At 71.5% G+C, this 26,076-nt stretch carries 28 protein-coding genes; 20 read left to right on the top strand and 8 right to left on the bottom strand.

The window, feature by feature from the left end:
- Positions 1-15: 15 nt before the first annotated feature.
- The 10 genes from JHB91_RS09320 to JHB91_RS09275 all read left to right on the top strand — a co-directional run bounded on the left by JHB91_RS09320 (position 16) and on the right by JHB91_RS09275 (position 8,999).
- Complete coding sequence (locus tag JHB91_RS09320) at positions 16-492, top strand: histidine phosphatase family protein (protein WP_199374551.1); 477 nt, start codon at positions 16-18, stop codon at positions 490-492.
- Positions 489-1,055, top strand: a complete 567-nt coding sequence (locus JHB91_RS09315) for a YceI family protein (RefSeq protein ID WP_199374553.1) — start codon at positions 489-491, stop codon at positions 1,053-1,055. Before JHB91_RS09320 ends, JHB91_RS09315 begins: the two co-directional genes overlap by 4 nt.
- Complete coding sequence (locus tag JHB91_RS09310) at positions 1,052-2,980, top strand: phospholipase D family protein (RefSeq protein ID WP_199374555.1); 1,929 nt, start codon at positions 1,052-1,054, stop codon at positions 2,978-2,980. Before JHB91_RS09315 ends, JHB91_RS09310 begins: the two co-directional genes overlap by 4 nt.
- A 104-nt stretch (positions 2,981-3,084) precedes the next feature.
- Complete coding sequence (locus tag JHB91_RS09305; protein WP_199472511.1) at positions 3,085-3,279, top strand: hypothetical protein; 195 nt, start codon at positions 3,085-3,087, stop codon at positions 3,277-3,279.
- A gap of 69 nt (positions 3,280-3,348) precedes the next feature.
- Positions 3,349-3,960 carry a YkvA family protein gene (locus JHB91_RS09300; RefSeq protein WP_199472510.1) on the top strand — a complete coding sequence of 204 codons (612 nt, stop codon included), beginning with the start codon at positions 3,349-3,351 and terminating at the stop codon, positions 3,958-3,960.
- On the top strand, positions 3,957-4,409 hold the full coding sequence (locus tag JHB91_RS09295; protein WP_199472509.1) for a hotdog fold thioesterase: 453 nt from the start codon (positions 3,957-3,959) through the stop codon (positions 4,407-4,409). The genes JHB91_RS09300 and JHB91_RS09295 overlap by 4 nt, the downstream gene beginning before the upstream one ends.
- A 145-nt stretch (positions 4,410-4,554) precedes the next feature.
- The gene (locus tag JHB91_RS09290) at positions 4,555-5,262 is read left to right on the top strand and encodes a lysophospholipid acyltransferase family protein (protein WP_233398681.1); all 708 of its coding nucleotides are present in this window, start codon (positions 4,555-4,557) and stop codon (positions 5,260-5,262) included.
- Positions 5,259-6,251, top strand: coding sequence for an alpha/beta fold hydrolase (locus tag JHB91_RS09285; RefSeq protein WP_343225077.1), 993 nt, complete (start codon positions 5,259-5,261; stop codon positions 6,249-6,251). The genes JHB91_RS09290 and JHB91_RS09285 overlap by 4 nt, the downstream gene beginning before the upstream one ends.
- A 56-nt stretch (positions 6,252-6,307) precedes the next feature.
- On the top strand, positions 6,308-8,377 hold the full coding sequence (locus JHB91_RS09280) for a tetratricopeptide repeat protein (protein WP_199472507.1): 2,070 nt from the start codon (positions 6,308-6,310) through the stop codon (positions 8,375-8,377).
- 13 nt (positions 8,378-8,390) lie between these two features.
- Entirely contained in the window at positions 8,391-8,999 is a 609-nt protein-coding gene (locus JHB91_RS09275) for a YbhB/YbcL family Raf kinase inhibitor-like protein (protein WP_199472506.1), read from the top strand.
- Between the two features lie 22 nt (positions 9,000-9,021).
- Here JHB91_RS09275 and JHB91_RS09270 read toward each other — a convergent pair whose 3' ends face one another.
- Together JHB91_RS09270 and JHB91_RS09265 are read right to left on the bottom strand one after the other, a co-directional pair.
- Positions 9,022-9,837: an META and DUF4377 domain-containing protein gene (locus tag JHB91_RS09270; RefSeq protein ID WP_199472505.1), complete on the bottom strand. Its 816-nt coding sequence runs from the start codon at positions 9,835-9,837 to the stop codon at positions 9,022-9,024.
- A gap of 79 nt (positions 9,838-9,916) precedes the next feature.
- The gene (locus JHB91_RS09265) at positions 9,917-10,711 is read right to left on the bottom strand and encodes an undecaprenyl-diphosphate phosphatase (protein ID WP_199472504.1); all 795 of its coding nucleotides are present in this window, start codon (positions 10,709-10,711) and stop codon (positions 9,917-9,919) included.
- Positions 10,712-10,960: 249 nt separating this feature from the next.
- Here JHB91_RS09265 and glnA point away from each other — a divergent pair, with 249 nt between their 5' ends.
- Together glnA and JHB91_RS09255 are read left to right on the top strand one after the other, a co-directional pair.
- The gene (glnA, locus tag JHB91_RS09260; RefSeq protein ID WP_199374574.1) at positions 10,961-12,370 is read left to right on the top strand and encodes a type I glutamate--ammonia ligase; all 1,410 of its coding nucleotides are present in this window, start codon (positions 10,961-10,963) and stop codon (positions 12,368-12,370) included.
- A gap of 359 nt (positions 12,371-12,729) precedes the next feature.
- A complete protein-coding gene (locus tag JHB91_RS09255) occupies positions 12,730-13,494 on the top strand; it encodes an N-acetylmuramoyl-L-alanine amidase (RefSeq protein WP_199472503.1) in 765 nt (254 codons plus the stop codon).
- Here the strand turns inward: JHB91_RS09255 and JHB91_RS09250 are convergent.
- Together JHB91_RS09250 and JHB91_RS09245 are read right to left on the bottom strand one after the other, a co-directional pair.
- Positions 13,478-14,041 carry a YceI family protein gene (locus JHB91_RS09250; RefSeq protein WP_199472502.1) on the bottom strand — a complete coding sequence of 188 codons (564 nt, stop codon included), beginning with the start codon at positions 14,039-14,041 and terminating at the stop codon, positions 13,478-13,480. The genes JHB91_RS09255 and JHB91_RS09250 overlap by 17 nt on opposite strands.
- Positions 14,042-14,094: 53 nt before the next feature.
- The gene (locus JHB91_RS09245) at positions 14,095-14,802 is read right to left on the bottom strand and encodes a pirin family protein (RefSeq protein WP_199472501.1); all 708 of its coding nucleotides are present in this window, start codon (positions 14,800-14,802) and stop codon (positions 14,095-14,097) included.
- Positions 14,803-15,127: 325 nt separating this feature from the next.
- Between JHB91_RS09245 and JHB91_RS09240 the strand changes: the two genes are divergently transcribed.
- The 5 genes from JHB91_RS09240 (at position 15,128) to JHB91_RS09220 (ending at position 19,650) form a co-directional block, all read left to right on the top strand.
- Complete coding sequence (locus JHB91_RS09240; RefSeq protein WP_199374583.1) at positions 15,128-15,718, top strand: YceI family protein; 591 nt, start codon at positions 15,128-15,130, stop codon at positions 15,716-15,718.
- A 71-nt stretch (positions 15,719-15,789) separates the two neighbouring features.
- Entirely contained in the window at positions 15,790-16,890 is a 1,101-nt protein-coding gene (locus tag JHB91_RS09235) for an ATP-binding protein (RefSeq protein WP_199472500.1), read from the top strand.
- A complete protein-coding gene (ntrC, locus tag JHB91_RS09230) occupies positions 16,877-18,301 on the top strand; it encodes a nitrogen regulation protein NR(I) (RefSeq protein ID WP_199472499.1) in 1,425 nt (474 codons plus the stop codon). The genes JHB91_RS09235 and ntrC overlap by 14 nt, the downstream gene beginning before the upstream one ends.
- A gap of 58 nt (positions 18,302-18,359) precedes the next feature.
- Positions 18,360-18,938, top strand: a complete 579-nt coding sequence (locus JHB91_RS09225; protein ID WP_199472498.1) for a superoxide dismutase family protein — start codon at positions 18,360-18,362, stop codon at positions 18,936-18,938.
- Between the two features lie 85 nt (positions 18,939-19,023).
- Positions 19,024-19,650, top strand: a complete 627-nt coding sequence (locus tag JHB91_RS09220; RefSeq protein WP_199472497.1) for a superoxide dismutase family protein — start codon at positions 19,024-19,026, stop codon at positions 19,648-19,650.
- A gap of 7 nt (positions 19,651-19,657) precedes the next feature.
- On the opposite strand, the gene JHB91_RS09215 is transcribed toward JHB91_RS09220, so the two are convergent.
- A complete protein-coding gene (locus JHB91_RS09215; protein WP_199472496.1) occupies positions 19,658-20,575 on the bottom strand; it encodes a hypothetical protein in 918 nt (305 codons plus the stop codon).
- Between the two features lie 78 nt (positions 20,576-20,653).
- Between JHB91_RS09215 and JHB91_RS09210 the strand changes: the two genes are divergently transcribed.
- On the top strand, positions 20,654-21,931 hold the full coding sequence (locus JHB91_RS09210; RefSeq protein ID WP_199472495.1) for an acetyl-CoA C-acetyltransferase: 1,278 nt from the start codon (positions 20,654-20,656) through the stop codon (positions 21,929-21,931).
- A gap of 50 nt (positions 21,932-21,981) precedes the next feature.
- Here the strand turns inward: JHB91_RS09210 and JHB91_RS09205 are convergent, their stop codons facing one another.
- From JHB91_RS09205 to JHB91_RS09195, 3 genes are all read right to left on the bottom strand, one after another.
- Positions 21,982-23,148, bottom strand: coding sequence for a heme biosynthesis HemY N-terminal domain-containing protein (locus JHB91_RS09205; RefSeq protein WP_199472494.1), 1,167 nt, complete (start codon positions 23,146-23,148; stop codon positions 21,982-21,984).
- An 82-nt stretch (positions 23,149-23,230) separates the two neighbouring features.
- Positions 23,231-24,217 carry a uroporphyrinogen-III C-methyltransferase gene (locus JHB91_RS09200; RefSeq protein ID WP_199472493.1) on the bottom strand — a complete coding sequence of 329 codons (987 nt, stop codon included), beginning with the start codon at positions 24,215-24,217 and terminating at the stop codon, positions 23,231-23,233.
- A gap of 30 nt (positions 24,218-24,247) precedes the next feature.
- Positions 24,248-25,027 (bottom strand): uroporphyrinogen-III synthase, encoded by a 780-nt coding sequence (locus JHB91_RS09195; RefSeq protein ID WP_199472492.1) that lies wholly within the window; start codon positions 25,025-25,027, stop codon positions 24,248-24,250.
- Positions 25,028-25,087: 60 nt separating this feature from the next.
- Between JHB91_RS09195 and JHB91_RS09190 the strand changes: the two genes are divergently transcribed.
- Both JHB91_RS09190 and JHB91_RS09185 read left to right on the top strand, forming a co-directional pair.
- On the top strand, positions 25,088-25,546 hold the full coding sequence (locus JHB91_RS09190; RefSeq protein ID WP_199374602.1) for a YiiD C-terminal domain-containing protein: 459 nt from the start codon (positions 25,088-25,090) through the stop codon (positions 25,544-25,546).
- A gap of 34 nt (positions 25,547-25,580) precedes the next feature.
- Positions 25,581-26,015 carry a hypothetical protein gene (locus JHB91_RS09185; RefSeq protein WP_199472491.1) on the top strand — a complete coding sequence of 145 codons (435 nt, stop codon included), beginning with the start codon at positions 25,581-25,583 and terminating at the stop codon, positions 26,013-26,015.
- Positions 26,016-26,076: the final 61 nt, after the last annotated feature.

Raw genomic sequence — 26,076 nt, 5'->3', positions numbered from 1 at the left:
CCAAGGGAGTGCCTCGTGAGGGAAATCGTGCTGTTGCGCCATGCCCACGCCGAACAGGCGGGTCCGGGCCAGAACGACGTCGACCGGCCGCTGTCCGCGGAGGGTCTGGCCGAGGCCGAGGCCGCCGGCTGCTGGTTGCGCGACCACGGCCTGGTACCCGACCTCGTGTTGTGCTCGCCCTCGCGCCGCACGCGCGAGACGCTGGAAGCGGTACTGGGGGTGGTCGGCTACGTCGACCAGCGCCTGGAGCCGGCAATCTATGACGCTTCGGCGGGCACCCTGGCGACCGTCGCCGACCGCCACCGCGAGGTCGACCGCCTGCTGGTGGTCGGCCACAACCCGGGGCTCGAGCGGTTGGCGGCCCTGCTGCACAGCGGCCAGTCGGGCGAGTACCGCGGCATGCCGCCCGGTGCGATCGCCGTGCTGCGGCTGCCGGCCGAAGCCGAGGTGGAGCCCGGCGTGGCCAGTCTTGTCGACTTCTGGTGGCCGTGAGGCGTGCCCTTGCACGCGCCTGGATCGCCGTCGCCGCCGCCGTCCTGCTGGCGGCGCCGTCGCATGCCGGTCGCATCGATCGGTCGGCATCCGAGATCGGCTTCACCCTGACCACGCGCTGGGGACAGACGCTGCGTGGTCGTTTTCCGGAATACGAAGGTGAGTTCAAGGTCCTGGAGGACGGGCGTCGCCAGGTGCGGCTGTGGCTGTCCGCGGCCGATGTCCGGATCATCGGCAACGTCCGCTACACGCGGCTGACCCGCGGCAGCGGGTTCTTCGACGCCGAGCGATACCCGCGCGTGACATTCGTGTCCGAACCCTACGACGATATCCTGCTGCGCGATGGCGGCGTATTGATGGGCACCCTGGTGATACGCGACGTGCAGCGGCTGGAAACGTTCACGGTCCTACCGGCCGAGTGCCCGCGACCGGGGCGCGACTGCGACGTGGTCGCCACCGGGGTCATCGACCGTGCCGACTACGGCATGGACCGCTGGAACTTCGCGCTCGCCCCCGAGGTCCGGTTCGAGCTGCGCATCCGCATCCGGGGTGGCGACGCGTGAATCCGCTGATCCGCGTGCTGGCCCTGGCGGGAGCGCTGGCGGCGGGCGCCTGCGCGACGCTGTCGCAGGAGCAGCGGGATGCCGCGACGCGCATTGCCGTCGAGGCGCAGCCGGTGGTCGTGGACTGCATGGCCGACGACGCCTGTGCCACGACCTCCGCGCTGCGCGAGCTCGGCACGCAGGCTGTCGCGGCCAGCACGCCGGATGCGCCGCGCCACCATGCACTGATCCTCGACTACGGCCAGGACGCGCTGCTCGCGCGACTGAGCCTGATCCGCTCGGCGCAGCGCACGCTCGACGTGCAGACCTACATCTTCGACGAGGACGATGCGGGCCACCTGTTCCTCGACGAGATGCTGGCCGCCGCGCGCCGCGGCGTGCGCGTGCGCGTGCTTGTGGACCAGCTGTCGGCGCTGCGCCGGGTGGAGACGCTGGCCGCGCTCGCCGGCGCGCACGCCAACTTCGAGATGCGCATCTACAACCCGGTGCTGGGGCGCGCACGCATCAGCTATCCGCAGTACGTGCTGGCCGCGGCCTGCTGCTGGCGGCGCCTCAACCAGCGCATGCACAGCAAGCTGCTGCTGGTGGACGGCATGGTCGGCATCACCGGCGGCCGCAATTACCAGAACAGCTATTACGACTGGGATCCGGTCTACAACTTCCGCGACCGCGACCTGTTCGTGGCCGGGCCGGTGGTTGCCGACATGGCCGCCAACTTCGAGCAGTACTGGGTGGCGCGGCTGACGCGCACGCTGCCGGGACTGTCCGACGTCGGCCGCGCGCTGCTGCGCGGCGGCGTGCCGTCGCTTCCGCACGCACCCTTCGACCTCCCCGACCGCGTGCAGCGCATTTCCCGCGATGCCGATGACCAGGGCCTGGTCGCAGAGCTCGCCGCGTATGCGCTGCCGGTGGCCGGGGTCGGGTTCATCGCCGACCCTCCGCAGAAGCACCGGCGCAACTACGAGGGCGTGGCGCCGTCCACCCGTGGCCTGCGCGAGCTGATCGACGGCGCCAAGGAGGAAGTGCTGCTGCAGACGCCGTACCTCGTGCTTTCGCCGCCAGCGCAGGCCCAGTTCCGCGAGCTGCGCCTGCGCGATGCGCCGCCGCGGGTGGTGGTGTCGACCAACAGCCTTGCGGCGACCGATGCGTTCATCACCTATGCGCTGTCGTACAAATACAAGCGCCGCTTCCTGCGCGAGTTCGGCTTCGAGATCCACGAGTTCAAGCCGTTTCCACAGGATGCGCCGATCGATGTCGAGGCCACCGGCACGGTCGACATCGCGTGGGACGCGAACGGCAACGCGGTGGTCGGCGGCCGCCGCGGCCGGGCGGCCGGCGTCGACGGCAGCCAGGGGGGCGGGGGGCGCGCGACGCGGCCGCTGGCGCGCGAATACTCGGCGTTGCGCTGGTCCGGATTCTCCGCCCACGAGCCGGTGCCGCTGGAACGCGGCGGCGTGCGCTTCGGCCTGCACGCCAAGTCGCTGGTGATCGACGAACGCATCGGCGTGGTGGGCACGCACAACTTCGACCCGCGCGGCGATACCTACAACACCGAGAGCGCGGTGGTGATCGAGGAGCCGGCGTTCGCGCGCACCCTGGCGGCCAGCATCCGCCGCGACATGCTCCCGGCCAACGCCTGGACCATCGCCCCGCGCGACAAACCGCCGGTGTTCTCCGGGCTGGACTATTCACTGGGCAAGGTGTCCGAGGCCCTGCCGGTGTTCGACCTGTGGCCGATCCGCTACGCCACCAGCTACGAGTTCCGGCCGAGTCCGGCCTGCCCGCAGCCGATCCCGCCCAGCGACCCGCGGTTCCGCGAGTGCTATGACCCGGTGGGGGACTTCCCGGGGGTGCAGATGGGCCTGAAGACGCTGATGACGCGGATCTTCACCGCCTTCGGCGCGGGGCTCGCGCCCATCCTCTGACCGTTTGTCGGTCGCCGTGGCGAAGTGACTTCCGGCCTATTGCAGGCTGCGCTAGGTGTTGTAGTCTACCAACACACCGAATCACAACCACACCGGAGCGCGCCATGAACGTCCAGACCCAGACCCAGTCCCACCACGTCGTCGACCGCAGCCAGCAGGTCCAGCGCCTGGCCGGTACCCGCCTCCCCACCCGTGACCGTGCCCGCGAGTTCGGCGTCGGCTACGGCAACAGCAGCGGCTACGCGTCCGTCCGCCGCTATCTGGCCAGCCAGGGCACGCCGCGCTTCCGCTGTGCCTGAACCGCGATTGACGCTGGCGCGCCTGCGGCCCTAGGCTGCGATCACCCTGTTCGCCGCCTGGGATCCGCCATGTCCATTTCGCTGACCATCGAGCTCAACGACCGCGATCTCGCGCACTTCACCAAGGCCATGGACGCCGCGCGCGCCGCCGCCGCGCACATGGCCCCGGAAGCGGTCGTGGCAGCGGCCGCCACGCTGCTCTCGACGTCGCAGGGCGTGCACGTGCCCGATTTCGTCCGCGAGCGCCTGCTGCGGCTCGACGACATGATCGCGATGGTCCGCGACGAGGGCTGGGCGCTCGGCGATGAGGACCGCCAGCGGGTGATGTCGGTGCTGGTGTACTTCGCCGACCCCAGGGACGTGATCCCCGACCACATCGAGGTGCTCGGCTTCCTCGACGACGCGATCATGATCGAACTCAGCGTCCGCGAGCTGCAGCACGAGCTCGACGCCTACGACGACTTCTGCGATTTCCGCGAGCACCAGGCGCACAAGCGCGGCATCGAGCCTTCGGCCGTGGGCCGCGCGGACTGGCTCGTGGGCCGTCGCGACGAGCTCGTGGAACGCATGCATGCGCGCCGGGAGCGCGATTTCGGCGTCGGTTACGGCGCGAGCAGCGGCTATCGCAGCCAGAACAGCTACGTGCGCACCTGGCGCCCCAGCCTGTTCAAGCTGCGATGAGCCAGGCCCCCGCGGCGGACGCACCGGCCACGGTGTTCCGGCGCACGGCGGACCTCGCCACGCTCAATGCACTGTCCAGCGGCACGGCGATCGAAGCGCTGGGCATCGTCTTCACCGCGATCGGCAGCGACCACCTGGTGGCGACGATGCCGGTCGATGCGCGCACGCTGCAGCCCTACGGGCTCCTGCACGGCGGCGCGTCGGTGCTGCTCGCGGAAACCCTCGGCAGCAGCGCCGGCAACCTATGCGTCGGCGAGGGCGAAGTCTGCGTCGGCATCGAGATCAACGCCAACCACCTGCGCGGCGTGCGTGCGGGCCTGGTGACCGGCACGGCGCGGCCGCTGCACATCGGTCGCAGCACCCAGGTGTGGGAGATACGCATCGAGGATCCGCGTGGCTGCCTGGCCTGCGTGTCGCGCCTCACCCTGACGGTGGTTGCAGCGAGCTGAAGGCTTCGCGGCGCCGCTACCCGCGCCTGCGGCCATCCGGTATCTTGCGCGCATGCGTTCCCCCATCGTCCACACCGCGCCCGCCGGTGGCCGGCTGCTGCGCGGCTGTCGCCTTGCCGTTCGCACGCCGCTGTTCCTCGGCCACATGCTGGTCCTCCTGCCGCTGACCATGCTGGTGGTCTGCCTGCCGCTTGCGCGCATCGACGTGGGCGGCGAGCCCCTCGGTCACCGCGTGATCCGTGCCTGGCAGGCCGGCCTGATGCGCGTGTTCGGCTTCCGCCTGCGGCGGGTCGGCACGCCGTCGCCAGGCGCCACGATGTTCGTCGCCAACCATGTCAGCTGGATCGACATCAGCGCGCTGCACAGCCAGCGGATGATGGGCTTCGTGGCCAAGCGCGAGATCGCCGGCTGGCCGCTGATCGGCTGGCTGGCGAAGCAGGGCGAGACCATCTTCCACGAGCGTGGCAGCCAGGAGTCGCTCGGCGGCGTTCTGGACGCGATGCTGGCGCGGCTGCGTGGCGGGCATTCGGTCGGCGTGTTCCCGGAAGGTCGTACGCGTGATGGCCACGAGGTCGGGCCGTTCCATGCGCGCATCTTCCTCGCGGCGGTCGAGGCCGGCGTGCCGGTGCAGCCGGTCGCGCTGCGCTACGGCGCGGGCGGCAGCGCGCAGCACACGGTCGCGTTCGCGCCGCGCGAAAACATGATGCAGAATCTGCTGCGCCTGCTGGGTGAGCCGCCCCGTGCGGCCGACGTGATCTTCCTCGAGCCTATCGCACCGGGGGATGCCGAAGGCCGCGCGCGCATCGCGCGCATCGCGCGCGACCGCATCGACGACGCCATGCGCGGGGCGTGAGCGGCCCGTTCGCCAGCGACTACGCGCCGCCGCGCTGGCTGCGCAACGCGCACGTGCAGTCGGTGCTGGGATCCAGCCCGATGCGCCGCCGCCGCGGCCTGGTGGCGCTGGCCGCCACCGGCGCGCAGACCGACAGCATGATCATCGACGGCGGCGACGGCGTGCGCCTGCTCGGTCTGCATACCAGCATGCCGGGGGTCGAGCCACGCGGCATGGCGCTGCTGCTGCATGGCTGGGAGGGCAGCGCCGAATCGAGCTACATCTGCCTGACCGCCGCGCATTTCCTGGCGCGCGGCTACGACGTGCTGCGGCTCAACTTCCGCGACCACGGCGATACCCATCACCTGAATCCCGACATCTTCCATTCCGCGCGCATCGACGAGGTGGTGCACGCCGCCGCCGACGTGGCGCGGCGCCTGCCGCGCCCGCGCATGGTGGCCGCCGGCTATTCGCTGGGCGGCAACTTCGCGCTGCGCCTGGCGCTCCGCGCGCCCGCCGCCGGGCTGCGGCTCGATGCCGTCGCCGCGGTCTGCCCGGTGCTCGACCCGGCCGACACCATGCTGGCGATGGAGCGCGGCTTCCCGCTGTACATGCGCCACTTCGAGAACCGGTGGCGCAGCTCGCTGGCGCGCAAGCGCGAACTTTTCCCGGATCGCGTCGGCTTCGACCGCGACACGCTGCGGCTGCGCATGCGCGCGCTCACCGAATGGCTGGTGCTGCGACACACCGATTTCGGAAGCCTCGATGCCTACTTCGACCGCTACTCGATCGCCGGCGACAGGCTGGCGGCGCTGCAGGTGCCGGCGGAGATCCTGACCAGCGCGGATGACCCGGTGATCCCGGTCGCGGGTTTCCGCCAGGCCAGGCTGGCGCCGGACACGCGGCTCGAGATCGCGCGCTGGGGCGGGCACTGCGGCTTCCTGGAAGGCCCACGCCTGGACGGTTACGCCGAGCGCTGGGTGGCCGCGCGTCTCGCGGCCCGGGATTGAGGGCGGGCTACAATCGCCGCTTTCGGGCGCCTGCGCCCGCAGCCGACGGATCCACCATGCAGCAAGAGATACTCGACGCGCTGGGGCGTGGCGACAACGACGCCGCGCTCGTGCAGGCCCGTGACCTGGTCGCGGCCACGCCCGACGATCCCCAGGCGCAGCGCATGCTGGCCCTGGCCCTGCGCGCCGCAGGAGATGTCGCAGGCGCGCGCGAGGCGATCGAACGTGCGCTGGCGCTGGCGCCGGACGACGCCAGCCTGCACCTCTACCATGCCGGGCTGCTGCTCGGCGGTCGCGATTTGGATGCCGCGCGGGCGGCGCTCGAGACCACCATCGGGCTCGATCCCAACAAGTTTTCGGCCTACATCATCCAGGCCCAGCTGGCGATCGCCCGCAACGACCTCGACGAGGCCGAGCGTCTGGTGCAACTTGCCGCGCGCGTCGCGCCGGACCATCCCACGCTGATGGCGGTGCAGGGCACGCTGCAGCTGCGCAGGGGCAACAGCAAGGACGCGCTGGCGCTGCTGTCTTCGGCCGCCCGGCGCGTGCCCGACGACGCGCTGATCAACCACGCCCTCGGCTTCGCCTACCTGGCCGAAGGACACCTGGCGTTCGCCGAGCAGGCGTTCCGCAATCTGATCGCGACATCGCCCGCCGCTCAGCGCATGCGCCCGTTGCTCGCGCAGATCGCGCTTCGCCAGGGCCGGCTGGACGATGCCGCCGCGGAGCTCGCGCCGCTGCTTGCCGATCCGGCGACCGCCACGCCCGGGCTGCGGCGCCTTGCAGGCGAGATCGAACTGGCCGCCGGCCGGGTCGAGCTGGCATTGCCGCACCTGCGCGTGGCGCTCGCGGCCATGCCCGGGGATCCCGCCACCCTGGCTGCGATCACCGCGGCCTGGCGGCGCAGCGGCGAAGTGGAGGATGCGCGACAAACACTGGACGCACTGCTCGCGACGTCGCCGGCCAGCGACGCGCTGTGGCGTGCACGCCTTGCCTTCGAGCCGGGCGGCCCGGGAGCCGACGCACTCGTCGCGCGCTGGCGCCAGCTTCGACCGGGTTCGATTGCCGCGATGGAAGCCGAGATGCTGGGCCATGTGGCCGCGCGCCGTGTCAACCCGGCCGAAGCCTTGGCGCGGGAAATCCTTGCGCGCCAGCCCGGCCATCCGGGCGCCGAGATGAGCCTGATCGAGGTGATGCTCGATACGGCGCCGACCGGGGCCATCGAGCGCCTGGATGCGGCGATCGCCGCGCTGGCACCCGGCGCGGACAGCCGCATGCTGCGTGCCCGGCAGGCGCTCGCGCGTCACCGCGCCGGCGACCGCGCGGGCGCGCTGGCGCAATGGATCGAACTCCACGCCGAGTCGGCGGCGGAGCGCGTGCCGCTGCACGCGCACTCCGCGCCGCCCGCCGCGTGGCCGGAACAAGCGGCGCCGCGAGCCGATGCCCCGGCCATCACCTTCCTGTTCGGTGCGCCGGGCTCGCTTGTCGAGCGCCTCGCGCAACTGCTGGCGGCCGTGGTGCCGGACTTCCGCGACGACCGCTTCAGCTTCACCCCGCCGGACGACGTGTTCCAGAACCTGCCCGCGATCGCGGCGGTCGCGTCCGGCGAGCTCTCCGCCGACAAGGTCGTGGCGAGCTGGCGTTCGGCGCTGCCGTCGCGCCGCATCGACGGCGCGGTCATCGACTGGCTGCCGATCTGGGACAACGCCTACGCCGCGGTGATGCGCAGCGCGCTGCCCGAGGCGCGGCTGCTGGTGCCGCTTCGCGACCCGCGCGACATGCTGCTCGACTGGCTGGCGTTCGGTGCACCCACCCACTTCCGCGTCACGTCGCCCGAGGCGGCTGCGGAGTGGCTCGCGCAGGGGCTTGGGCAGGTCGCCAGCCTGCACGAACAGGACCTGGTGCCCCATCGCCTGCTGCGCCTCGACGACATCGTCGAAGACCCGGTCGCGGTCGCGGCGCAGCTCGGCGCGGCGCTGGACATCACCCTGCCGCCGCCGCCGGCGCATTTCTTCGGTGGGCGGCGCCTGGCCGCCGGGACATGGCGCGCGTATTCCGACCTGTTGGCCGACGCGTTCGCGCACCTGCATCCGGTTGCGCAGCGGCTCGGCTATCCGCTCGACTGATCCGGAGGATTCCATGCACATCGACAGCACAAGCTTCGCGCACGGCCAGGCCATCCCGGCGGAATTCGCGCTCGGCGCGCCGGGCGGCTTCGGCGGCAACCGCAATCCGCAGTTGTCGTGGCGCGACGCGCCGGCCGGCACGCGTTCGTTCGCGCTGCTGTGCATCGATACCGACGCGCCTACCGACGCCGCTCTGGTCGGCGCCGAGGGCGTCGAGATCCCGGTGGAGCACGCGCGTGGCGACTTCATCCACTGGGTGATGGTCGACATCCCGGCCGAAGTGCACGACATCGCCGCCGGCAGCTGCAGCGACGGCGTGGATGCCCGCGGCAAGCGCGCGCCGGCCGGTCCGGCGGGTGCGCGCCAGGGGCTCAACGACTACACCGGCTGGTTAGCGGGCAACGCCGACATGGCCGGTGACTACTTCGGCTACGACGGCCCGTACCCGCCGGCCAACGACCTGCGCGAGCACCGCTATTTCTTCCGCGTGTTCGCGCTCGACGTGGCGCGTCTCGGCGTTGACGAGCGCTTCACCGCCGGCGATGCGCTGCGTGCCATGCAGGGCCACGTGCTGGCCGAAGCCGCCACCTGGGGCAGCTACAGCCTGCACGCCGCGGCCTGATGCCGCGGCGCGCGTGGCGGCATCAGTCGGCCGACGCCTGCTCCGACTCCACCACCATGTCCAGCACGTAGGCGACCGCCGACGCATCCGCGGGCACGTCCTTGCGCGGGTAGCGGTCCAGGCGCAGCACGTTGCGGGTGCCCGGCTGGTGGTCGTAGCCCTCGATCTCCTGGAACAGCGGGCCCCAGTCGCCTGCGCCCGTGCGCAGGCCGGCGGCGTCGTACTGCAGCTCGCGGACCTGCAGGCAGCGATAGTCCGGCATTACCGGGTGGTGGCAGTCGACCCGCTCGGCGGCGACCTCGAGGAACACGCGCTCCGGCGCCACGCCGAAACGGGTCCGTGCCGTGGCGGCGCCGATGAAGACCAGCGTGTCGCCGACGGCGTTGACCAGCTCCAGGCGCGGCGGATCACCGGCGACCAGGGTCACCGCGTGACCGCCCGCCAGGCGCGTGCCCGCCTCGCGCTCCATCGCCATCAGGGCGGCGTCGGCACAGGCCATCTGCGTGCTGACCAGCTGCCCGACCGTGAGGCGCGCGCCATCGAACGTGGCCTCGCCGCCCATGCGGTTGCAGGTATTGCCGATCGCGATCCGGCCGTCGGCGAAGTCGAGCTGCAGCGGCTTGTCGGGATTGGCGAACAGCGCCGCGATGCGGTCGCCATCGGCGCTGGTCGCGGCGTCGAGGTGCCAGTGATAGGCCGCGAGTGCGTCGGCCTGGCCGGGCGCGGGCGTCGCGGCGTTGCCGACGGTTACGGGCGCGGCGGGCGGGGGCGCATCCTGGGGCGCGCGGGTGCAGGCGGCGAGCGCCAGCGGCAGGACAAGGACCAGCAGTGGCTTCATGGCGTGCTCCATGGACGTGGGTCAGTGTTCAACGCGCAGGCGCGCGGTGTGGGGTCGCGGCGGGGTCGCGGCGTGGCCGTCAGTCCCCGCTGGGCAGCCACAGCAGCAGGGCCGCGCCCAGCAGGATGCGGTACGCCGCGAAGCCGGTGAACCGGTGGTGCTCGATATAGCCGAGCAGCCACTTCACCACCAGGAATCCGGTCACCGTGGCGGCCGCGAAGGCGATGCCGACGTCGGCCCAGTTCTCGCCGCCGACCGCGCCGTCCTGGACGAGTTCCAGGAACGTGTAGGCGCTGGCCGCGAACATGGTCGGGATGCCGACCAGGAACACGAACTCGGCCGCCGCCGGGCGCCGGTTGAGCCCGAACAGCATGGCGATGAAGATCGCCGCCGCCGAGCGCGAGGTGCCGGGGAACACGCCCGCGACCACCTGCGCCAGGCCCACCAGGATGGCCACTGTCCAGGTCACGTGGACACTCTCCGGCCGGCGTTCGGCCATGCGTTCCGCAACCAGCATCCACACGCCGCCGATCACCAGCGCCCAGGCGATCGGGGTCACGGTCTCGGGCAGCTCCCAGCCCAGCAGGCGCACCGGCAGGCCGACGATCGCGGTCACCAGGAACGCGGTGGCGAGCTTCAGTGCGTAGTCGCGGTGGCGGGTCTCGCCCAGGCCGGTGGCCAGGGCCCAGATGCGCTCGCGGAACACCAGCGTGATCGCGAGGATCGCGCCCGCCTGGATGACGATGTTGAAGAAGTCCGAACGCGCGCCCAGCCAGTACTGGGCAATCAGCAGGTGCCCGGTGCTGGAAATCGGCAGGAATTCGGTGAGGCCTTCAAGGATGCCCAGCAGCAGGGCGGCCAGCGGATCGGTCATCGGAGCGGAGTTCCGTGAATGGGTGGCATGGCGCGCGGACACAATGCGCGGCGCGGCGGCAGCATAGCGGAAGCGTTACGCACCAATCAGGTGCACGAAGCCGTGTTTATCGATCTGTCTTGGTGCAATGTGTCACCAGCCCTGGCTGGAATCCCAGAAAATTCAATTACTTGCGGGTTGGCACGCGGCTTGCGTCGATCAACGGGTCAGGGTCGCCCGCGACCCATCCCAATGCCCCAGGAGCCCGCCATGTCCCTCGAACACGTCGAAAAGCTGATCAAGGACCACAAGGTCGAATTCGTCGACCTGCGTTTCACCGACATGCGTGGCGTCCAGCACCACGTGACTTTCCCGACCTCGATCGTCGAGCCGGCGCTGTTCGAGGACGGCAAGATGTTCGACGGTTCCAGCATTGGTGGCTGGCGCGGCATCCACCAGTCCGACATGGTGCTGCTGCCCGACGGCAACAGCGCGTTCCTCGATCCGTTCACCGCCGATCCGACGCTGGTGATCACCTGCGACGTGCTCGACCCGACCACCATGCAGGCCTACAACCGCGACCCCCGCGGCATCGCGCGCCGCGCCGAGGCCTACCTCAAGTCCAGTGGCATCGCCGAACAGGCGTTCTTCGGCCCCGAGCCCGAGTTCTTCATCTTCGACTCGGTGCGCTACGCCAACGACATGGGCCACACCTTCTTCCATGTCGATTCGGAAGAGGCCGCGTGGAACTCGGGCCGCGAGTACGAAGGCGGCAACACCGGCTACCGTCCGGGCGTGAAGGGCGGCTATTTCCCGGTGGCGCCGCTCGACTCGCTGCACGACATCCGTGCCGAGATGTGCAAGACGCTCGAAGCCGTCGGCATCGAAGTGGAAGTGCACCACCATGAAGTCGCCAACGCCGGCCAGTGCGAGATCGGCACCAAGTTCAGCTCGCTGGTGCAGAAGGCCGACGAACTGCTGACCATGAAGTACATCGTCAAGAACGTGGCGCACCGCAACGGCAAGACCGCCACCTTCATGCCCAAGCCGCTGGTGGGCGACAACGGCAGCGGCATGCACGTGCACCAGTCGCTGGCCAAGGGCGGTGTGAACCTGTTCTCCGGCGACGGCTACGGCGGCCTGAGCCAGACCGCGCTGTGGTACATCGGCGGCGTGTTCAAGCACGCGCGCGCCATCAACGCGTTCGCCAACTCCAGCACCAACAGCTACAAGCGCCTGGTGCCGGGCTTCGAGGCGCCGGTGATGCTGGCCTACTCGGCGTCCAACCGTTCGGCGAGCTGCCGCATCCCGTTCGTGTCCAACCCGAAGGCGCGCCGCATCGAGTTCCGCTTCCCCGATCCGATGAATTCCGGCTACCTGATCTTCACCGCGCTGATGATGGCCGGCCTCGACGGGATCAAGAACCAGATCGACCCGGGCGGCCCGAGCGACAAGGACCTCTACGACCTGCCGCCGGAAGAAGCCAAGGGCATCCCGACCGTCTGCCATTCGCTCGACCAGGCGCTGGAAGCGCTCGACGCCGACCGCGAGTTCCTCAAGGCCGGCGGGGTGATGAGCGACGATTTCATCGACGCCTACATCGCGCTGAAGATGAAGGAAGTGACCGCGTTCCGCGCCGCGACCCATCCGCTCGAGTACCAGATGTACTACGCGATCTGACGTTGGGGGTGTCGGGTGCGGGTGCCGGGTACCAAGGCCCTTGAGGGCTCATGTCCCCCGGCGATGGCCTCGCGGCCATCGCCTCCTCCTTGACTTCGCCCTCAAGGGCCTTGGCACCCGGTCCGCCGCAGCGCGCGGGGGTGGGAGGAGCAAAGGCTACAGCCCCCGATCTGGCGAATGCTTTTCGGTATCCGCGGGCTGCGCGGCGCCCCGAAGTTGCCGGGAGGCCTTCGCGGGGAAGTCAAGGAGGAGGCATCCGCCGCAGGCGGATCCGGGGGAAATGAGCCGCGAAGGCCTCCCGGCCACCACAGGGGCCCCGCACGGTTGCATTGCATCGCGATCACGGGTTCGATTGCCCCATGAAGAACATCAAACCTCTTGCGGCAGTCCTTTGCCTCGCACTGCTCGCCGGCTGCGCCCACCAGGCACCACGCAATCCGCTTGCCACCTGGGTGCCGTCGCCCAACCACGATGCGCGCCGCCCGGTGATCATCGTGCTGCACTACACCGAGCAGCAGTCGGTCGAGCAGAGCCTGCACACGCTGCGCACGCACAACAGCGGTGGCCCGGTGAGTTCGCATTACCTGGTGGGCGACGATGGCGCGATCTACCAGCTGGTCGCCGACAGCCAGCGCGCCTGGCACGCCGGCGGCGGCAGCTGGGGCACCATCACCGACCTCAACTCGGCCTCGATCGGCATCGAGATCGACAACGACGGCGTCGAGGACTTCAGCGGCGCGCAGGTCGATGCACTGCTGCGCCTGCTCGACGACCTCACCACCCGGCTGCGCATCGCGCGCAGCCAGGTGATCGGCCATTCCGACCTGGCGCCGTCGCGCAAGATCGATCCCGGTACGCGCTTCCCGTGGCGGCGGCTGGCCGAAGCCGGCTTCGGCATCTGGCCGGCCGACGATGCGCCGCCGGCGCCCGAAGGCTTCGACGCCCTGCAGGCGCTGCGCCTGCTCGGCTATCCGCTGGACGCGCCGGAGGCGACCATCCGCGCGTTCCGCATGCGCTTCCGCGGCGATGCCGGCAACGTGCTGGATGCCGAGGACCACCGCATCCTGCACGCACTGACCCGGCCGGACGGTGCCGGCCTGCTGAAGCCTACTTCGCTGCAGTGAAGCGGACGCGGGTCGAGATCGCGACCTCGTCCGGGATGGTGGCGGTGTCGGCCCAGTCGCCGCCGCCCACGCCGAACGCCAGGCGCTTGACCACCGCATTGCCCGCCAGCAGCGGCTGCGCACCCGGTGTCCAGGTAAAGGTGAGCGTCACCGGCTTGCTGACGCCGTGCAGGCTGAGCGTGCCATCGGCGGCGTAGCGGTTGCCGCCGAGGCTGCGGAAGCCTGCCGCGGTGTAGCGGGCCTGCGCGAAGCTGGCGATGTCGAAGAAGTCCTTGCTGGCGAGCGTGGAGTCGCGGTCGGCGTTGCCGGTGACCGCTCCCGCCAGCGGGATCAGCACGTCGAGCTTCGCGGCAGCAGGCGCGGCGGGGTCGAAGCTGAGCGTGGTGGTGAAGCCCGGAAACTGCCCGGTGAAGGTTTCGCCGTCGTATTCGCTGGCGAACGTCAGCGCCGAGCCGGCGGCCTGGACGTAGTCGGCGGCGGACGCGGGCGCGGCGATGGCGAGGGTCGCGGCAAGCGCGAGCGGGAGGAGCAGGTGGCTGGAACGCATGTCGATCTCCGGAAGAAAGTGCGGGCCGCGGCGCGGGTTGCGCCGCGGCGATGTCATTGGATGCGCGGCAGGTCGAACACGAGGACCTCGGCGCCGGTGCCGTGCGCGATCTCGACCCGCGGCTCGTCGGCGTACAGCAGCGCATCGCCGGCCTCGAGCGCATGGCCATTGACCGTCACCGCGCCGCGCACGACGTGCACGTACGCCAGCCGTCCCGGGGCGATCTCCTGCATCGCCGACTCGTCGCCATCGAACAGGCCTGCGGACATGGTCGCATCCTGATGCAGGGTCACTGAACCGTCGCGCCCGTCCGGACTGGCGACCAGGCGCAGGCGGCCGCGCTTGTCGGCATCGGGGAACGCCTTCTGCTCGTAGCCGGGCGCGATGCCGCGCTTCGACGGAATGATCCAGATCTGCAGGAAGTGCGTGGTCCGCTCGCGCTCGTGGTTGTACTCCGAGTGGGCGACGCCGGTGCCGGCGCTCATCCGCTGCACTTCGCCGGGCACGATGGTGCCGTCGTTGCCCATGGAGTCCTTGTGCGCCAGCGCGCCATCGAGGACGTAGCTGATGATCTCCATGTCCTGGTGCGAATGCGTGCCGAAGCCCTGGCCGGCCTGGATGCGGTCCTCGTTGATGACACGCAGGGGGCCCCAGTGGACGTGCTCGGGATCGGAGTAGCCTGCAAAAGAGAAGCTGTGCCAGGAATCGAGCCAGCCGTGATTGGCGTGGCCACGGGCCTTGGCCGGGCGAAGGGTGATCATGGGTTGCCTCCAATGTCGGGCGTCGGTCGGTTCGCCGCGCTGGGAGGAAGTCTGATTGCTTTCAAAATCAGGATAAATATCGATTAAACAAACTTATGCATAGAAAAATAGAACAATCGGCCGAATTCCGAGCTTGCCTGCTTGCTGGCTGCCTCAATGTCTATTGTTCTGTATTTGTGATGATTAATGCCTTTCATGGTTGTATACAGGGCTTGTCAGAACGATAGACTCCGCCGGCTGCAGCAGCGGACGTGGAGAGCACGGCGTTCCCATTTCCGTCATCGCACTCGATCATCATCCAACCAGATTCCCCGGAGACACAGACATGACCAGCACCTTCAATCGCATCCTCCTCGCCGGCGCGCTGTCGCTCGCCACCGCCAGCGTTTTCGCCGCGCCGCTCAGCTACAAGATGGACCCGGCGCATACCGACGTGATCGCGCAGTGGAGCCACTTCGGCTATTCCAACCCGATCGCCCATTTCGGCAGCGTCGACGGCACCATCGTGTATGACGCCGAGAACATCGCCGCGTCCAGCGTCGAAGTGACCCTGCCGATGAGCGGCATGTCCTCGCACGTGGCCAAGTTCGACGAGCACCTGCGCAGCGCGGAGCTGTTCGACGTCGCCAACTTCCCGGAAGCCACCTTCAAGAGCACCAAGGTCGAGTCCGCCGGCGAAGGCAAGCTCACCATCACCGGTGACCTGACCATCAAGGGCGTGACCAAGCCGGTCGTGCTGGCCGCCACCATCAACAAGGTGGCCGACCATCCGATGAGCAAGCAGCCGACCGCGGGCTTCGATGCCACCGCCACCTTCAAGCGCTCCGACTTCGGCCTGGGCCTGTACGCGCCGGCGGTCAGCGACGAAGTGCAGATCCGCATCACCACCGAAGCCTCGGTGCCGAAGGCGAAGTAAGACTCGCCCGCAAGGATCCACCGCCGGCGCGGCACTCGCGCCGGCGGCCGGGTTTGCACTAGATTGGTGCAATGACCGGCCTCAGCCCCGCCCACGACACCCTTGCCACCCCGCTGCTGCTGGCCGCCGCGGACGGCGTGGTGCTGGGCGGCAATCGCGCTTGCGCGCAATGGCTGGGGGTCGGCGCCAAGCGCCTGCCCGGCCTGCCGCTGGCCGCTCTGGAACACGGCGATGACCGCCTGCAACGCGCGTTGCACACGCACGGGCCGGGCGAAACCGTGCGCCTGCCGCGGATGGCGCTGGCCTTTCCCGGCGCCGCGGCCCATTTCGCCGATGCCTGGTTGACCGCACAGGACGACGGCGGTTGGCTGCTGGAGGCGCATCCGGTGGACGAATTCGGCGGTGGCGACCCGGTCGCCGCCCTGCCGTCGGCGCTCTCCGCCGCGCTCCGTGGCCTGGCCCACGAGCTGCGCAACCCGCTTGCCGGGCTGAAAGGTGCAACCCAGCTGCTTGCCCGCCGCGTAGGCGACGACGCCGACTCGCGTGAACTGGTCGAACTGATGGAATCCGAAGTCGGGCGCCTGACCCAGCTCATCGACCAGCTGCTGCAGCCGGTGCCGCCCCGGGCACACGCCCCGCTCAACATCCACGCCGTGCTGGAACGCGTGCTGCGGCTGGCCGAGAACGATGCCGGCTGGGCGGTGAAGCTGGTGCGCGACTACGACCCCAGCCTGCCGGAACTCGAGGGCGACCCGGACCGGCTCACCCAGGCGGTCTGGAACCTGGTGCGCAACGCCATCGAAGCCGGTGCCGGCGAAGTGGTGCTGCGCACGCGCGTGGAGCACGGCCTGCGCATCGGTGGCGAACCGCACGCGCTGGCGCTGCGCCTGGAGATCGTCGACGACGGCCGTGGTGTGCCCGAGGCGCTGGCCGAACAGGTGTTCCTGCCGCTGGTGTCGGGCCGCGCGGAGGGCACCGGGCTCGGCCTGGCGCTCGCCCAGCAGGTCGCGCGCGAGCACCGCGGCAGCATCGCCTACCGCTCGCGCGCCGGGCATACCGTGTTCACCCTGCTGCTGCCGTATCCGCCGCCCGCGGAGGCAGCGCGTGACGCAGCCCACGTCGGCGAAGCGGACGGATCCGACGAAAAGGAGGCGGGCAATGACCAGCGCTGACGGCGCACGTGTATGGGTGGTCGACGATGACCGCTCGGTGCGCTTCGTGCTGGCGACCGCCCTGCGCGAGGCCGGCTACGCAGTGACCGGCTTCGAGTCGGCCAGCGATGTGATGGCCGCGCTGGACCGCGGCGGTGCGCGGCCGGACCTGCTGTTCACCGACGTGCGCATGCCCGGCGACGACGGCCTGGCGCTGCTCGACGCGCTTCGGCAGCGCCTGCCCGCGCTGCCGGTGGTGGTGATGAGCGCCTATACCGACATCGCCAGCACCGCCGGCGCGTTCCGCGGCGGCGCGCAGGAGTTCCTCTCCAAGCCCTTCGACCTCGACGACGCGGTGGCGCTGGCGGCACGCGCGCTCGACAGCCATGCCGCCGACGCTGCGGTGGACGGCCCGGGCAGCGTCGCCGATGTCGGCGCCGCCGACGCCCTGGTCGGCGATGCGCCGGCGATGCAGCAGCTGTTCCGCGCGATCGGCCGGCTGGCGCAGGCGCCCTTGTCGGTGCTCATCACCGGCGAGACCGGCACCGGCAAGGAGCTGGTGGCGCGCGCGCTGCACCGCGAATCGCCGCGCGCGCAGCGGCCCTTCGTCGCGCTCAACACCGCCGCCATTCCCTCCGAACTGCTGGAAAGCGAGCTGTTCGGCCACGAAGCCGGCGCCTTCACCGGCGCCAACCGCCGCCACGTCGGCCGCTTCGAACAGGCGCACGGCGGCACGCTGTTCCTCGACGAGATCGGCGACATGCCGGCCTTGCTGCAGACGCGGCTGCTGCGGGTGCTGGCCGAAGGCGAGTTCTTCCGCGTCGGCGGCCGCGAACTGATCCGCGTCGACGTGCGCGTGGTGGCCGCGACCCACCAGGACCTCGAGGCCAAGGTCGGCGACGGCAGCTTCCGCGCCGACCTGCTGCACCGCCTCGACGTGGTGCGCCTGCGCCTGCCGCCGCTGCGCGAGCGCCGCGAGGACATCCCGCGGCTGGCCGAGCGATTCCTGCAACGTGCCGCGGCGCGCTTCGATGCCGCACCCAAGCGTTTCGCGCCAGCGGCCCTGGCGCGGCTCATGGCCCATGACTGGCCGGGCAACGTGCGTGAGCTCGAAAACCTGTGCTGGCGCGTGGCGGCGCTGGCACCGGGCGAAGTGGCGGGAGTGGACGACCTTGGCGAGACCCTGGCTGCCGCCTCCACCGCGGCGGCGCCCGGCGACGCCTGGGAAGAAGGCCTTCGTGCATGGGCGCTGGAGGCACTGGCCACGCATGGTGACGACATCCACGCCCGCGCCCGCGAGCGCCTCGACCAGGTGCTGCTCCAGGCCGCGCTGGAACACACCGGTGGCCGCCGCAGCGAGGCCGCCGCGCGCCTCGGCCTCGGCCGCAACACCCTCACCCGCAAGCTCGGCACCAGCCGGGGGCGGCGCTGAACGCATGCAATGCGGATCACGTGGCGGCAACGGCGGCTGGCGTTAGGCTCTGGCCCCGATGAGCGCACCCGTCCCCCAACCGCACCGCAGCCGCCCGCTTTGCGCAACCGCCTGCGCCGTGGTCGTCGCCGCGCTGCTGTCGGCCTGCGCAAGCGCGCCGCCACGCGCGCCCGCCGCGGCACCAGGGTCGCCTGCGGCACTGCCACGCGCGGAGGTCGGCACCGCGCAGGCGGCCGTGGCCAACCTGGCCGCGGCATCGGCCACTCTGGTCAGCGGTCGCATCGCGCTCAGGGCCGAGCCCGGCGGCGTGCGCCTGGCCGGCGAGATCGGCGGTCTGACCCGGCATGGCGCCCACGTGCTGCAGGTGCACGCGCGCGGCGACTGCAGCGCGGTCGATGCGTCCAGCGCCGGCCCGTATTTCGATGCCACCGGCCGCGGCGGCGTGGACGGCGGCAGCGACCGCATCATTGCCGACGCGCAGGGCGTGGCCCGGGTCGCACAGCTGGTGCCCGCCGCCGTGCTGGGCGGTGGCGCTGCCAACGACATCGCCGGCCGCGCGTTGGTGGTCATGGGCGCGACATCCGGCGCCACCAGCGCGCGCGTGGCCTGCGGCGTGATCCGGCTGCAGGCACCATGAGCCGTGCGGCACGGGTTTTCAGCACTGTCGCCTGAACCTTGGTTTCCGTCCCGCGCCATCCGGCGCGCCCCGAAGGGAGTTCCCCATGCGTACCACCACCCTCACCGTGCTCACCGCCGCGCTGGCGCTAGCGCTGTCCGCCTGTGGCGACCGCGCCGGCGTCGATGAAGCCGCCACCCCGCCCGCCGCCGCGCTGCCCGGCGAGTCGCCGCCGGATGCGACAGCGCCGGGCTACGCGCCGATCGACGAAGTCCCGGCCGCCGCCGCGGTGGCCGCGCTCGCCGCGACCGCCGGCAACACCAGCAGCGGCCAGCTGCGCTTTGCCGCCGTGGACGGTGGCGTGCACATCACCGGCCAGGTCACCGGCCTCAAGCCCGGCACCGAACACGGGTTCCACGTGCACGAGACCGGCGACTGCAGCGCGCCCGATGGCAGCAGTGCCGGCGGACATTTCAATCCTGCCGGCAGCGCGCATGGTCGCGTGGGCGTCGCGGCCCACCACGCCGGCGACACCAACAACATCACCGCCGACGATGCGGGCGTGGCGCAGGTCGACACGCGCCTGGAAGGCGCCACGCTCGGCGATGGCGCGCCCACCGACGTGATCGGCAAGGGTGTGATCGTGCATGCCGACCCGGACGACTACACCACGCAGCCGACCGGCAATGCCGGCGCGCGATTGGCCTGCGGCGTGATCGGCGCGGGGTCGTAAGGCCGCGTCAGAGCGCGTCGCGCGGGTCGCCGGTGGCGTGCGCGAACGCCACCGGGATGCCGTGCGCGCGCAGCACGCTCGCGAACTGGCGCTGGCGCGCTTCGAAATGCGCGAAGCCGCGCGCCAGCCGCGCATGGCGCGCGTCGTCTACGTTGTCGTTGTCGCCGGACGGCGCGTCGTCAGGCGCATAGAGGGCGCGCCACGCGTCGGGCGAAAGCAGCGCCATGCGCACTTCGCCGTCCGCATAGCGCAACAGCGGCTCGGGCGGGGCATCGAGCCAAGCCTCGCGCGCCGGTGACAGCAACGCGGTCTCGAGCAGCGGCCACAGCGGCTCGAGGCCGGCGTGGCCGTACTGCAGCGCGGTCATCGCGCACAGGTCGTGCACGGTGAGGTAGCGGGCGTGCTCGACCCTCAGGCCGAAGGCCTCCTGCATCGCCAGCGCGGTCGCCGCGCCGGCCATGCCTTCTTCCATCAGGTCGGCCTCGCAGCGCGCGGCGACGCGTGCGGCAATCGCGGCATCGCCGTCCAGCACGAACGGCAGCAGGCGCAGGGGACCGCCGCGGAAGTCCGCCGATGGCGACAGCGCGCCCGGCAGTTGGCCGGCATGGCTGCCGAATGCGATCACGCGCGCGCCGCCGCCACTCGCGCGCGGCGCGCGCGTGGCCAGTTGCCAGAGCTCCTGGTGCAGTGGCCAGCCCGGGCGAAGCAGCTCGACCGGGTCGTAGTGCGCCGCGACCAGCGTGCAGTCGAGCCGCGCGGCATCGGGCGCGAACGCGGCGAGGTCGGCGGCAACCAGCGCGGCCAGCGCGCCGGCCTGCTCCTGCGCCACGCTGTCGTGCGTCACGGCGGCGCCGTAGGCGAGTTCAAGTGCCAGCGCGCCGAGCACGCGGCCATGTCCGGGAACCGGTGGAGTGATGTCGTTCATTGGCCCTGCGCATATGCAGCGCTAAACTGGCGCCCATTATGCCCGCCCGCGCAGGCGCGCCGTCCCGAGAGGTCATCCATGCTGCATGGTCGCCCCGTCGCCGTCCTTGGCGGCGTCCGCATTCCCTTCTGCCGGCAGAACACGGCCTACGCCGACGTCGGCAACCTCGGCATGTCGGTGCGCACGCTTGGCGCACTGGTCGAACGCTTCGGCCTGCACGGCCAGCAGCTCGGCGAAGTGGCGATGGGTGCGGTGATCAAGCACTCCAGCGACTGGAACCTCGGCCGCGAGGCGGCGATGTCGTCCGGGCTGTCGCCGCTGACGCCGGGCATCACCCTGCAGCGCGCCTGCGGCACGTCGCTGGATTCCATCATCACCATCGGCAACAAGATCGCCTGCGGGCAGATCGAGTCCGGCATCGGTGGCGGCAGCGACAGCACCTCGGACGTGCCGATCGTCTACGGCAGGGCGCTGCGCCGGCGCCTGCTGGCGGCCAACGCCGCGAAGACCACGCGCGACAAGCTGGCGCAGTTCGCGGGCTTCCGCTTCGGCGAGCTGAAGCCGGATTTCCCCGGCGTGGCCGAGCCGCGCACCGGAAAGTCGATGGGCGAGCACTGCGAGGACATGGCCAAGGAGTGGAGCATCTCGCGCGACTCGCAGGACCAGCTCGCGGTGGCCTCGCACCACCGGCTGGCCGCGGCCTACGAGCGTGGTTTCTTCGATGACCTGGTGGTGCCGTTCCGCGGCGTGTCGCGCGACAACATCCTGCGCGCCGATTCCACTTTGGAAAAGCTCGCCACCCTCAAGCCGGCGTTCGACCGTGTGTCGGGGCGCGGCACGCTCACCGCGGGCAATTCCACGTCGCTGACCGATGGTGCATCGGCCTGCCTGCTGTCGACCGACGAATGGGCCGCGTCGCATGGCCACGAGGTGCTGTGCCACGTCCGTGACGCGCAGGTGGCCGCGGTCGATTTCGTGCATGGCGAAGGCCTGCTGATGGCGCCGACGGTGGCAGTGGCACAGCTGCTGGCGCGCAACAACCTCACGCTGCAGGACTTCGACATCTACGAGATCCACGAGGCCTTCGCCGCGCAGGTGCTGTGCACGCTGCGCGCCTGGGAGAGCGAGGACTACTGCCGCACGCGGCTGGGCCTGGACGCGCCGCTGGGCCGCATCGATCCGGCGAAAATGAACCCGCTCGGCTCGTCGCTGGCCACCGGCCATCCGTTCGCCGCCACCGGTGCGCGCATCGTCGCCAGTGCCGCCAAGCAGCTGCGCGAGCGCGGCGGCGGCCGCTGCCTGGTGTCGATCTGCACCGCCGGCGGCATGGGCGTGGTCGCGATCCTCGAGCGCTGACGCCGCTCCGCCAACAGCCGGCGCGCGGATCGCGCACCGGCTGCCACGCGTCACTCGATCACGACCACCGGTTCGCCGCGCATCGCGCGCAGGGCGTTGCCATACGCGGCGCGCGCGCGGGCGTCATCGCCGAGCTGCGCGTAGTTGTGGCCCAGCTCTTCCCAACCTTCGCCGCCGGCACCCTGTGCCAGCGCGCGCTGCAGGTAGTCCATGGCCGGCTGCGGCTGGTCCTGGAGCCGCGCCAGGCGCGCCAGCGTCAGCAGCAGCGCCGGGCTGCCCGGATGCTGCTGCAGCCAGCGTTCGGCCGTGGCCCGGCGCTCGGCATGGCGTGCCAGCGGCAGGCTGCCGTAGCGCGCGGCCAGGCGCTCGTCCCAGCGCGTGGCCAGCGCCTGTTCGATGCTCGACGTCGCCGCCTCGTCCCATCCCAGCGCGGCGGCGCGTTCGGCGTACGCGGCGACGATCGTGGGCTCGGCACGCAGCGGCTTGGGCAGCGATTCCCAGCGGTCGGCGAGCACGTTGGCGTCGGGTTCCTGCTGTATGGCGGCAGCGGCCCAGCGCAGCTCGCGTTCGGCGAGCACCGCGTCGGGCAGTGCCTGCTGCTGGCGCAGCGCGCCGAGCAACGCATAGGCCTCGGCGGCCTGGCCGGAAACCGCGAGCGCTTCGGCGCGCAGCGCCAGGCCGCGCGGCGACAGCGGCTGCGCGGCGGGTGCATCCAGCGCGACCAGGGCGTCGGTGGGACGCTCCTCGGCGAGCGACAGCTCGGCGTGGCCGATGGCGCGGGTCAGGGCGTGGCGCACATCGATGGCGTCGAGGTGGCGGCGCGCCGCGTCGTGGTCGCCGCGGGCGAGCGCGGCCCGCGACGAGGCGAGCAGGGCGACCGCGGCATCGCTGTCGTCGCCGGCTTGCGGCAGGAGCTTTTCGGCGCGGGCGTAATGGCCGTGGTACAGCGCCTCCAGCCCGGTGCCCAGCCGTGCGCGCGACTGCTGGTCGCGGCGCTGGCGCCAGGCGCGCAGTGGCAACGCGATCAGCGCCCACAGCAGCCACAGCACGAACAGCGCCACGACCGCGGCGACGCCGACCCAGAGCAGGTTGGTGGTGTAGTCCCAGCCGCGGTAGCGGACCAGCACGTAACCGGGGTCCTGGGCGAGCAGGTGCCAGGCGAGCGCGCCGACGATCGCCAGCAGGATCCAGAGCAGAAGGTTTCGGAACAGGTTCATGGCGGGGCTCCTGAATTCCGGATCACAGTAGACGGTGCGGTGTCGCGGCCGTGTATGAATGCGGGCGCGGTGTCGCCGTCGTTCAGCGGGCCGCCCTGGGCGCGCCGCGACGCAGGCGCAACTGCTGCAGCGTGCTGCCCAGCGTGGGCAGCGCCACCGCGAGCGGCAGCGCGCCCAGCGCCCGCAGGTCGCCCATGCGTGCCTGCAGCGCGGGCGAGTCCGGCCACAGGCGCGGCAGCCAGGCTTCGGCGCGGGCCAGCGCCGCGCGCCAGCCGCCGGCATCGCGGCGCTCGGCGGCGGTGCGCGCCAGCGCCAGCTCGAGCCGCAGCGTGGCGATCCCGGCAGCGCGTTCGGCCGGCGCGACGGCCTGCCGCGCATCGCTGCGCCGGACGTCCACCACGCGACGGGCAAGCCGCTCCCACCAGGTGTCGCCAGCGCCAGCCGGGTCGCGCGGCAGAGCTTGCACGGGCAGCGCGTCCAGCTGCGCGGCAAAGACATCCAGGCGCGCCAGCGCCACCACGCGCGGGTCGTCGCCCAGGGCGTCCAGCGCCGTGCGCTCCTGCACCAGCACCTGGCGGATGTCGAGGAAGCCGGGGTCAGTGACGGCGTCGAGCAGGCGCGCCGCCAGCGCGTAGGCGCGGCGGGCGCCGTCGAGGTCGGCGGCCAGCAGCAGGCGCTGCTGGCCCTGCGCGAGCAGCAGTTCGATGTCGTCCAGTCGCAGTGCCTGCGCACCGCCTTCGACCGGCCCGGCCAGGCGCTGCACGCTTTCCTCGAGCAGGGCGGCGCGCTGGCTGACGCCGAGCAGTTCGTCGCGCAGCACGCGGTTGGTGGTCTCGGCCTGCTGCAGGCGCTTGCCCTGCGCCTGCTGGTTGCGGCGCACGGCGGCCATGCGCTCTTCGAGCGCGGTGAGTCGCTGCAGCTCTGCGGCGGCAGCGGCGAGGCGCTCGGCGGACTGCGCCTGCCAGGCCTGCCAGCCCAGCCACGCCGCGACCGGGAGTACGAGCAGCAGGAGCAGCCAGGCGAGGGCGGAGGTGCGGTGCGGTCGCGCGGGAAGTTCGGGGGAGTTCACGGCTGCAGGCGCGGGGTGGGGGCGCACATGTTAGGGCTTCGCCGCGGCTCCGGCGCAGGCGGCATCGAGCATGGCCGCCGGGCGCGCGCTTGACGCCACCGCCGCCACGCGCAGGCCAAGGCCGCGGGCCAGCGTGGCGAGGCGTTCGCTGGCCGCGACCACGTGTGCGCGGCGCAGCACCGCAAGGGCGTCGTCCGGAAGCCGGGCGACGATGTGCTCGAGCGCCTCGCCGCTGCTGGCGAGCAGCCAGGCGGGCGCGTCGAGCGCGCGCAGCGCCGCGACCGCGCGCGGCGGCGGCGCGATCGCCACGCGCGCGTAGACGTTGGCGCGCAGCACCCGTGCGCCGCGGCCGGCGAGCGTGGCGGCGATCACGCCGCGGCCGCCGGGCGCGGTGACCAGGCCGATGTCGAGCCCGCGTACGGAGGCCAGCGATGGCAGCGCGAGCAGGCCTTCGCTGTCCATCCGTTGCGGCGCATCCACCGTGGCCACGCCGGCGCGGCGCAGGGCAAGCGCGGTGCCGGCGCCGACCGCCACGAACGTCTGCGCTTTCCCGATGCGCAGCGCCCGCAGCCGCGCCGCTGCGGTGACCGCCGCCGGGCTGGTGAACAGCACCCGCGGTGCCGCCAACGCGGCGCGCAGCGCGGCACGGGTGGCGCGGTCGCCATGCGTTTCGAGGCGCCACGGCGACAGCGCCAGCGTGCGTGCGCCATGGCGCGCGGCGGCGCGCCGGATCGCGTCGTGGCCGCCCACCGGGCGCAGCGAGATGACGTAGCATCCGGACAGGCGTCCGGGCGTGGCGTTCGTGGGCATCGCAGCAGCTTGGTGCCTGTCGATGCCCCCTGCAAGGCGCCACCCGGCAGAGGACCACGCATGAGCCTGGAAGATGAACTGCTTGCGCTTGACGCGCATTACCGGTCGATGCCGCCGGTCGCGGCGATGGCCGTCACCATCGCCGGCCACGATGGCGGCCAGCTGCGGCTGCGCGCGCCACTGGCGCGCAACGTCAACGACAAGGGCTGCGCGTTCGGCGGCAGCCTGGTGTCGCTGATGACGCTCGCCGGCTGGGGCCTGGTGACGCTGCGCTGCGCGCAGCTGGGCATCAAGGCCGATGTGTTCGTCGCCGACAGCACGGTGCGCTACCTGGCGCCGCTGTATGCCGACCTCGAGGCCAGCGCGCGGCTTGAAGAAGGTGCGCACTGGAGCGACTTCGACGCGACATTGCGTGCGCGCGGCCGCGCCCGCGTCGCCATCGCCGCCACCGTGCCGCTGCCGGCGGGCGGCGAGGCCACCACCATGCGCGCCAGTTACGCCGCGATCGCCAGGGGTTAGCATGCCGGCCACGCCGACTTCCGGATCCGTCGCCATGCGCTCACCGCCCCACGTCTCCGCGTCCGCCAGGGCTGTCCTGCTGTTGTGCGTCCTGCTGGTCGTCACGGCCTGCGCGAGCGCCCGCGGCAGGGGTGACGCCCTGCAGCGCGTGCAGTACGCGTACTCGGCGGCGATCCGCTGGGGGGATTTCGAGGGCGCCTGGAACATGGTGGAACCGGAGTACCGCGAGAAGCATCCGATGACCGAGGTGCAGCTCGAGCGCTACAGGCAGATCCAGGTCTCGCACTACCGCGATCTCAGCGCCCAGGCCGGCGAGGACACGGCCGTGCGCGAGATCGACATCGGCGTGATCAACCGCCACACAATGGCCGAGCGCAGCCTGCGCTACCAGGAAGCCTGGCGCTACGACGCCGACAGCCGCGCCTGGGTGTTGACCAGTGGCCTGCCGGACTTCTGGCGCGGCGAGTAACGGGGCGCTTTGCGCCGCCGCCGGCGCTGGGCGACAATCGCGGCCCGCTGCCATGCTGGCC

It is taken from the genome of Luteimonas sp. MC1828 (assembly GCF_016461615.1).
Taxonomy (GTDB): Bacteria; Pseudomonadota; Gammaproteobacteria; order Xanthomonadales; family Xanthomonadaceae; genus Luteimonas.
This window is presented reverse-complemented; position numbering and strand designations above follow the sequence as displayed.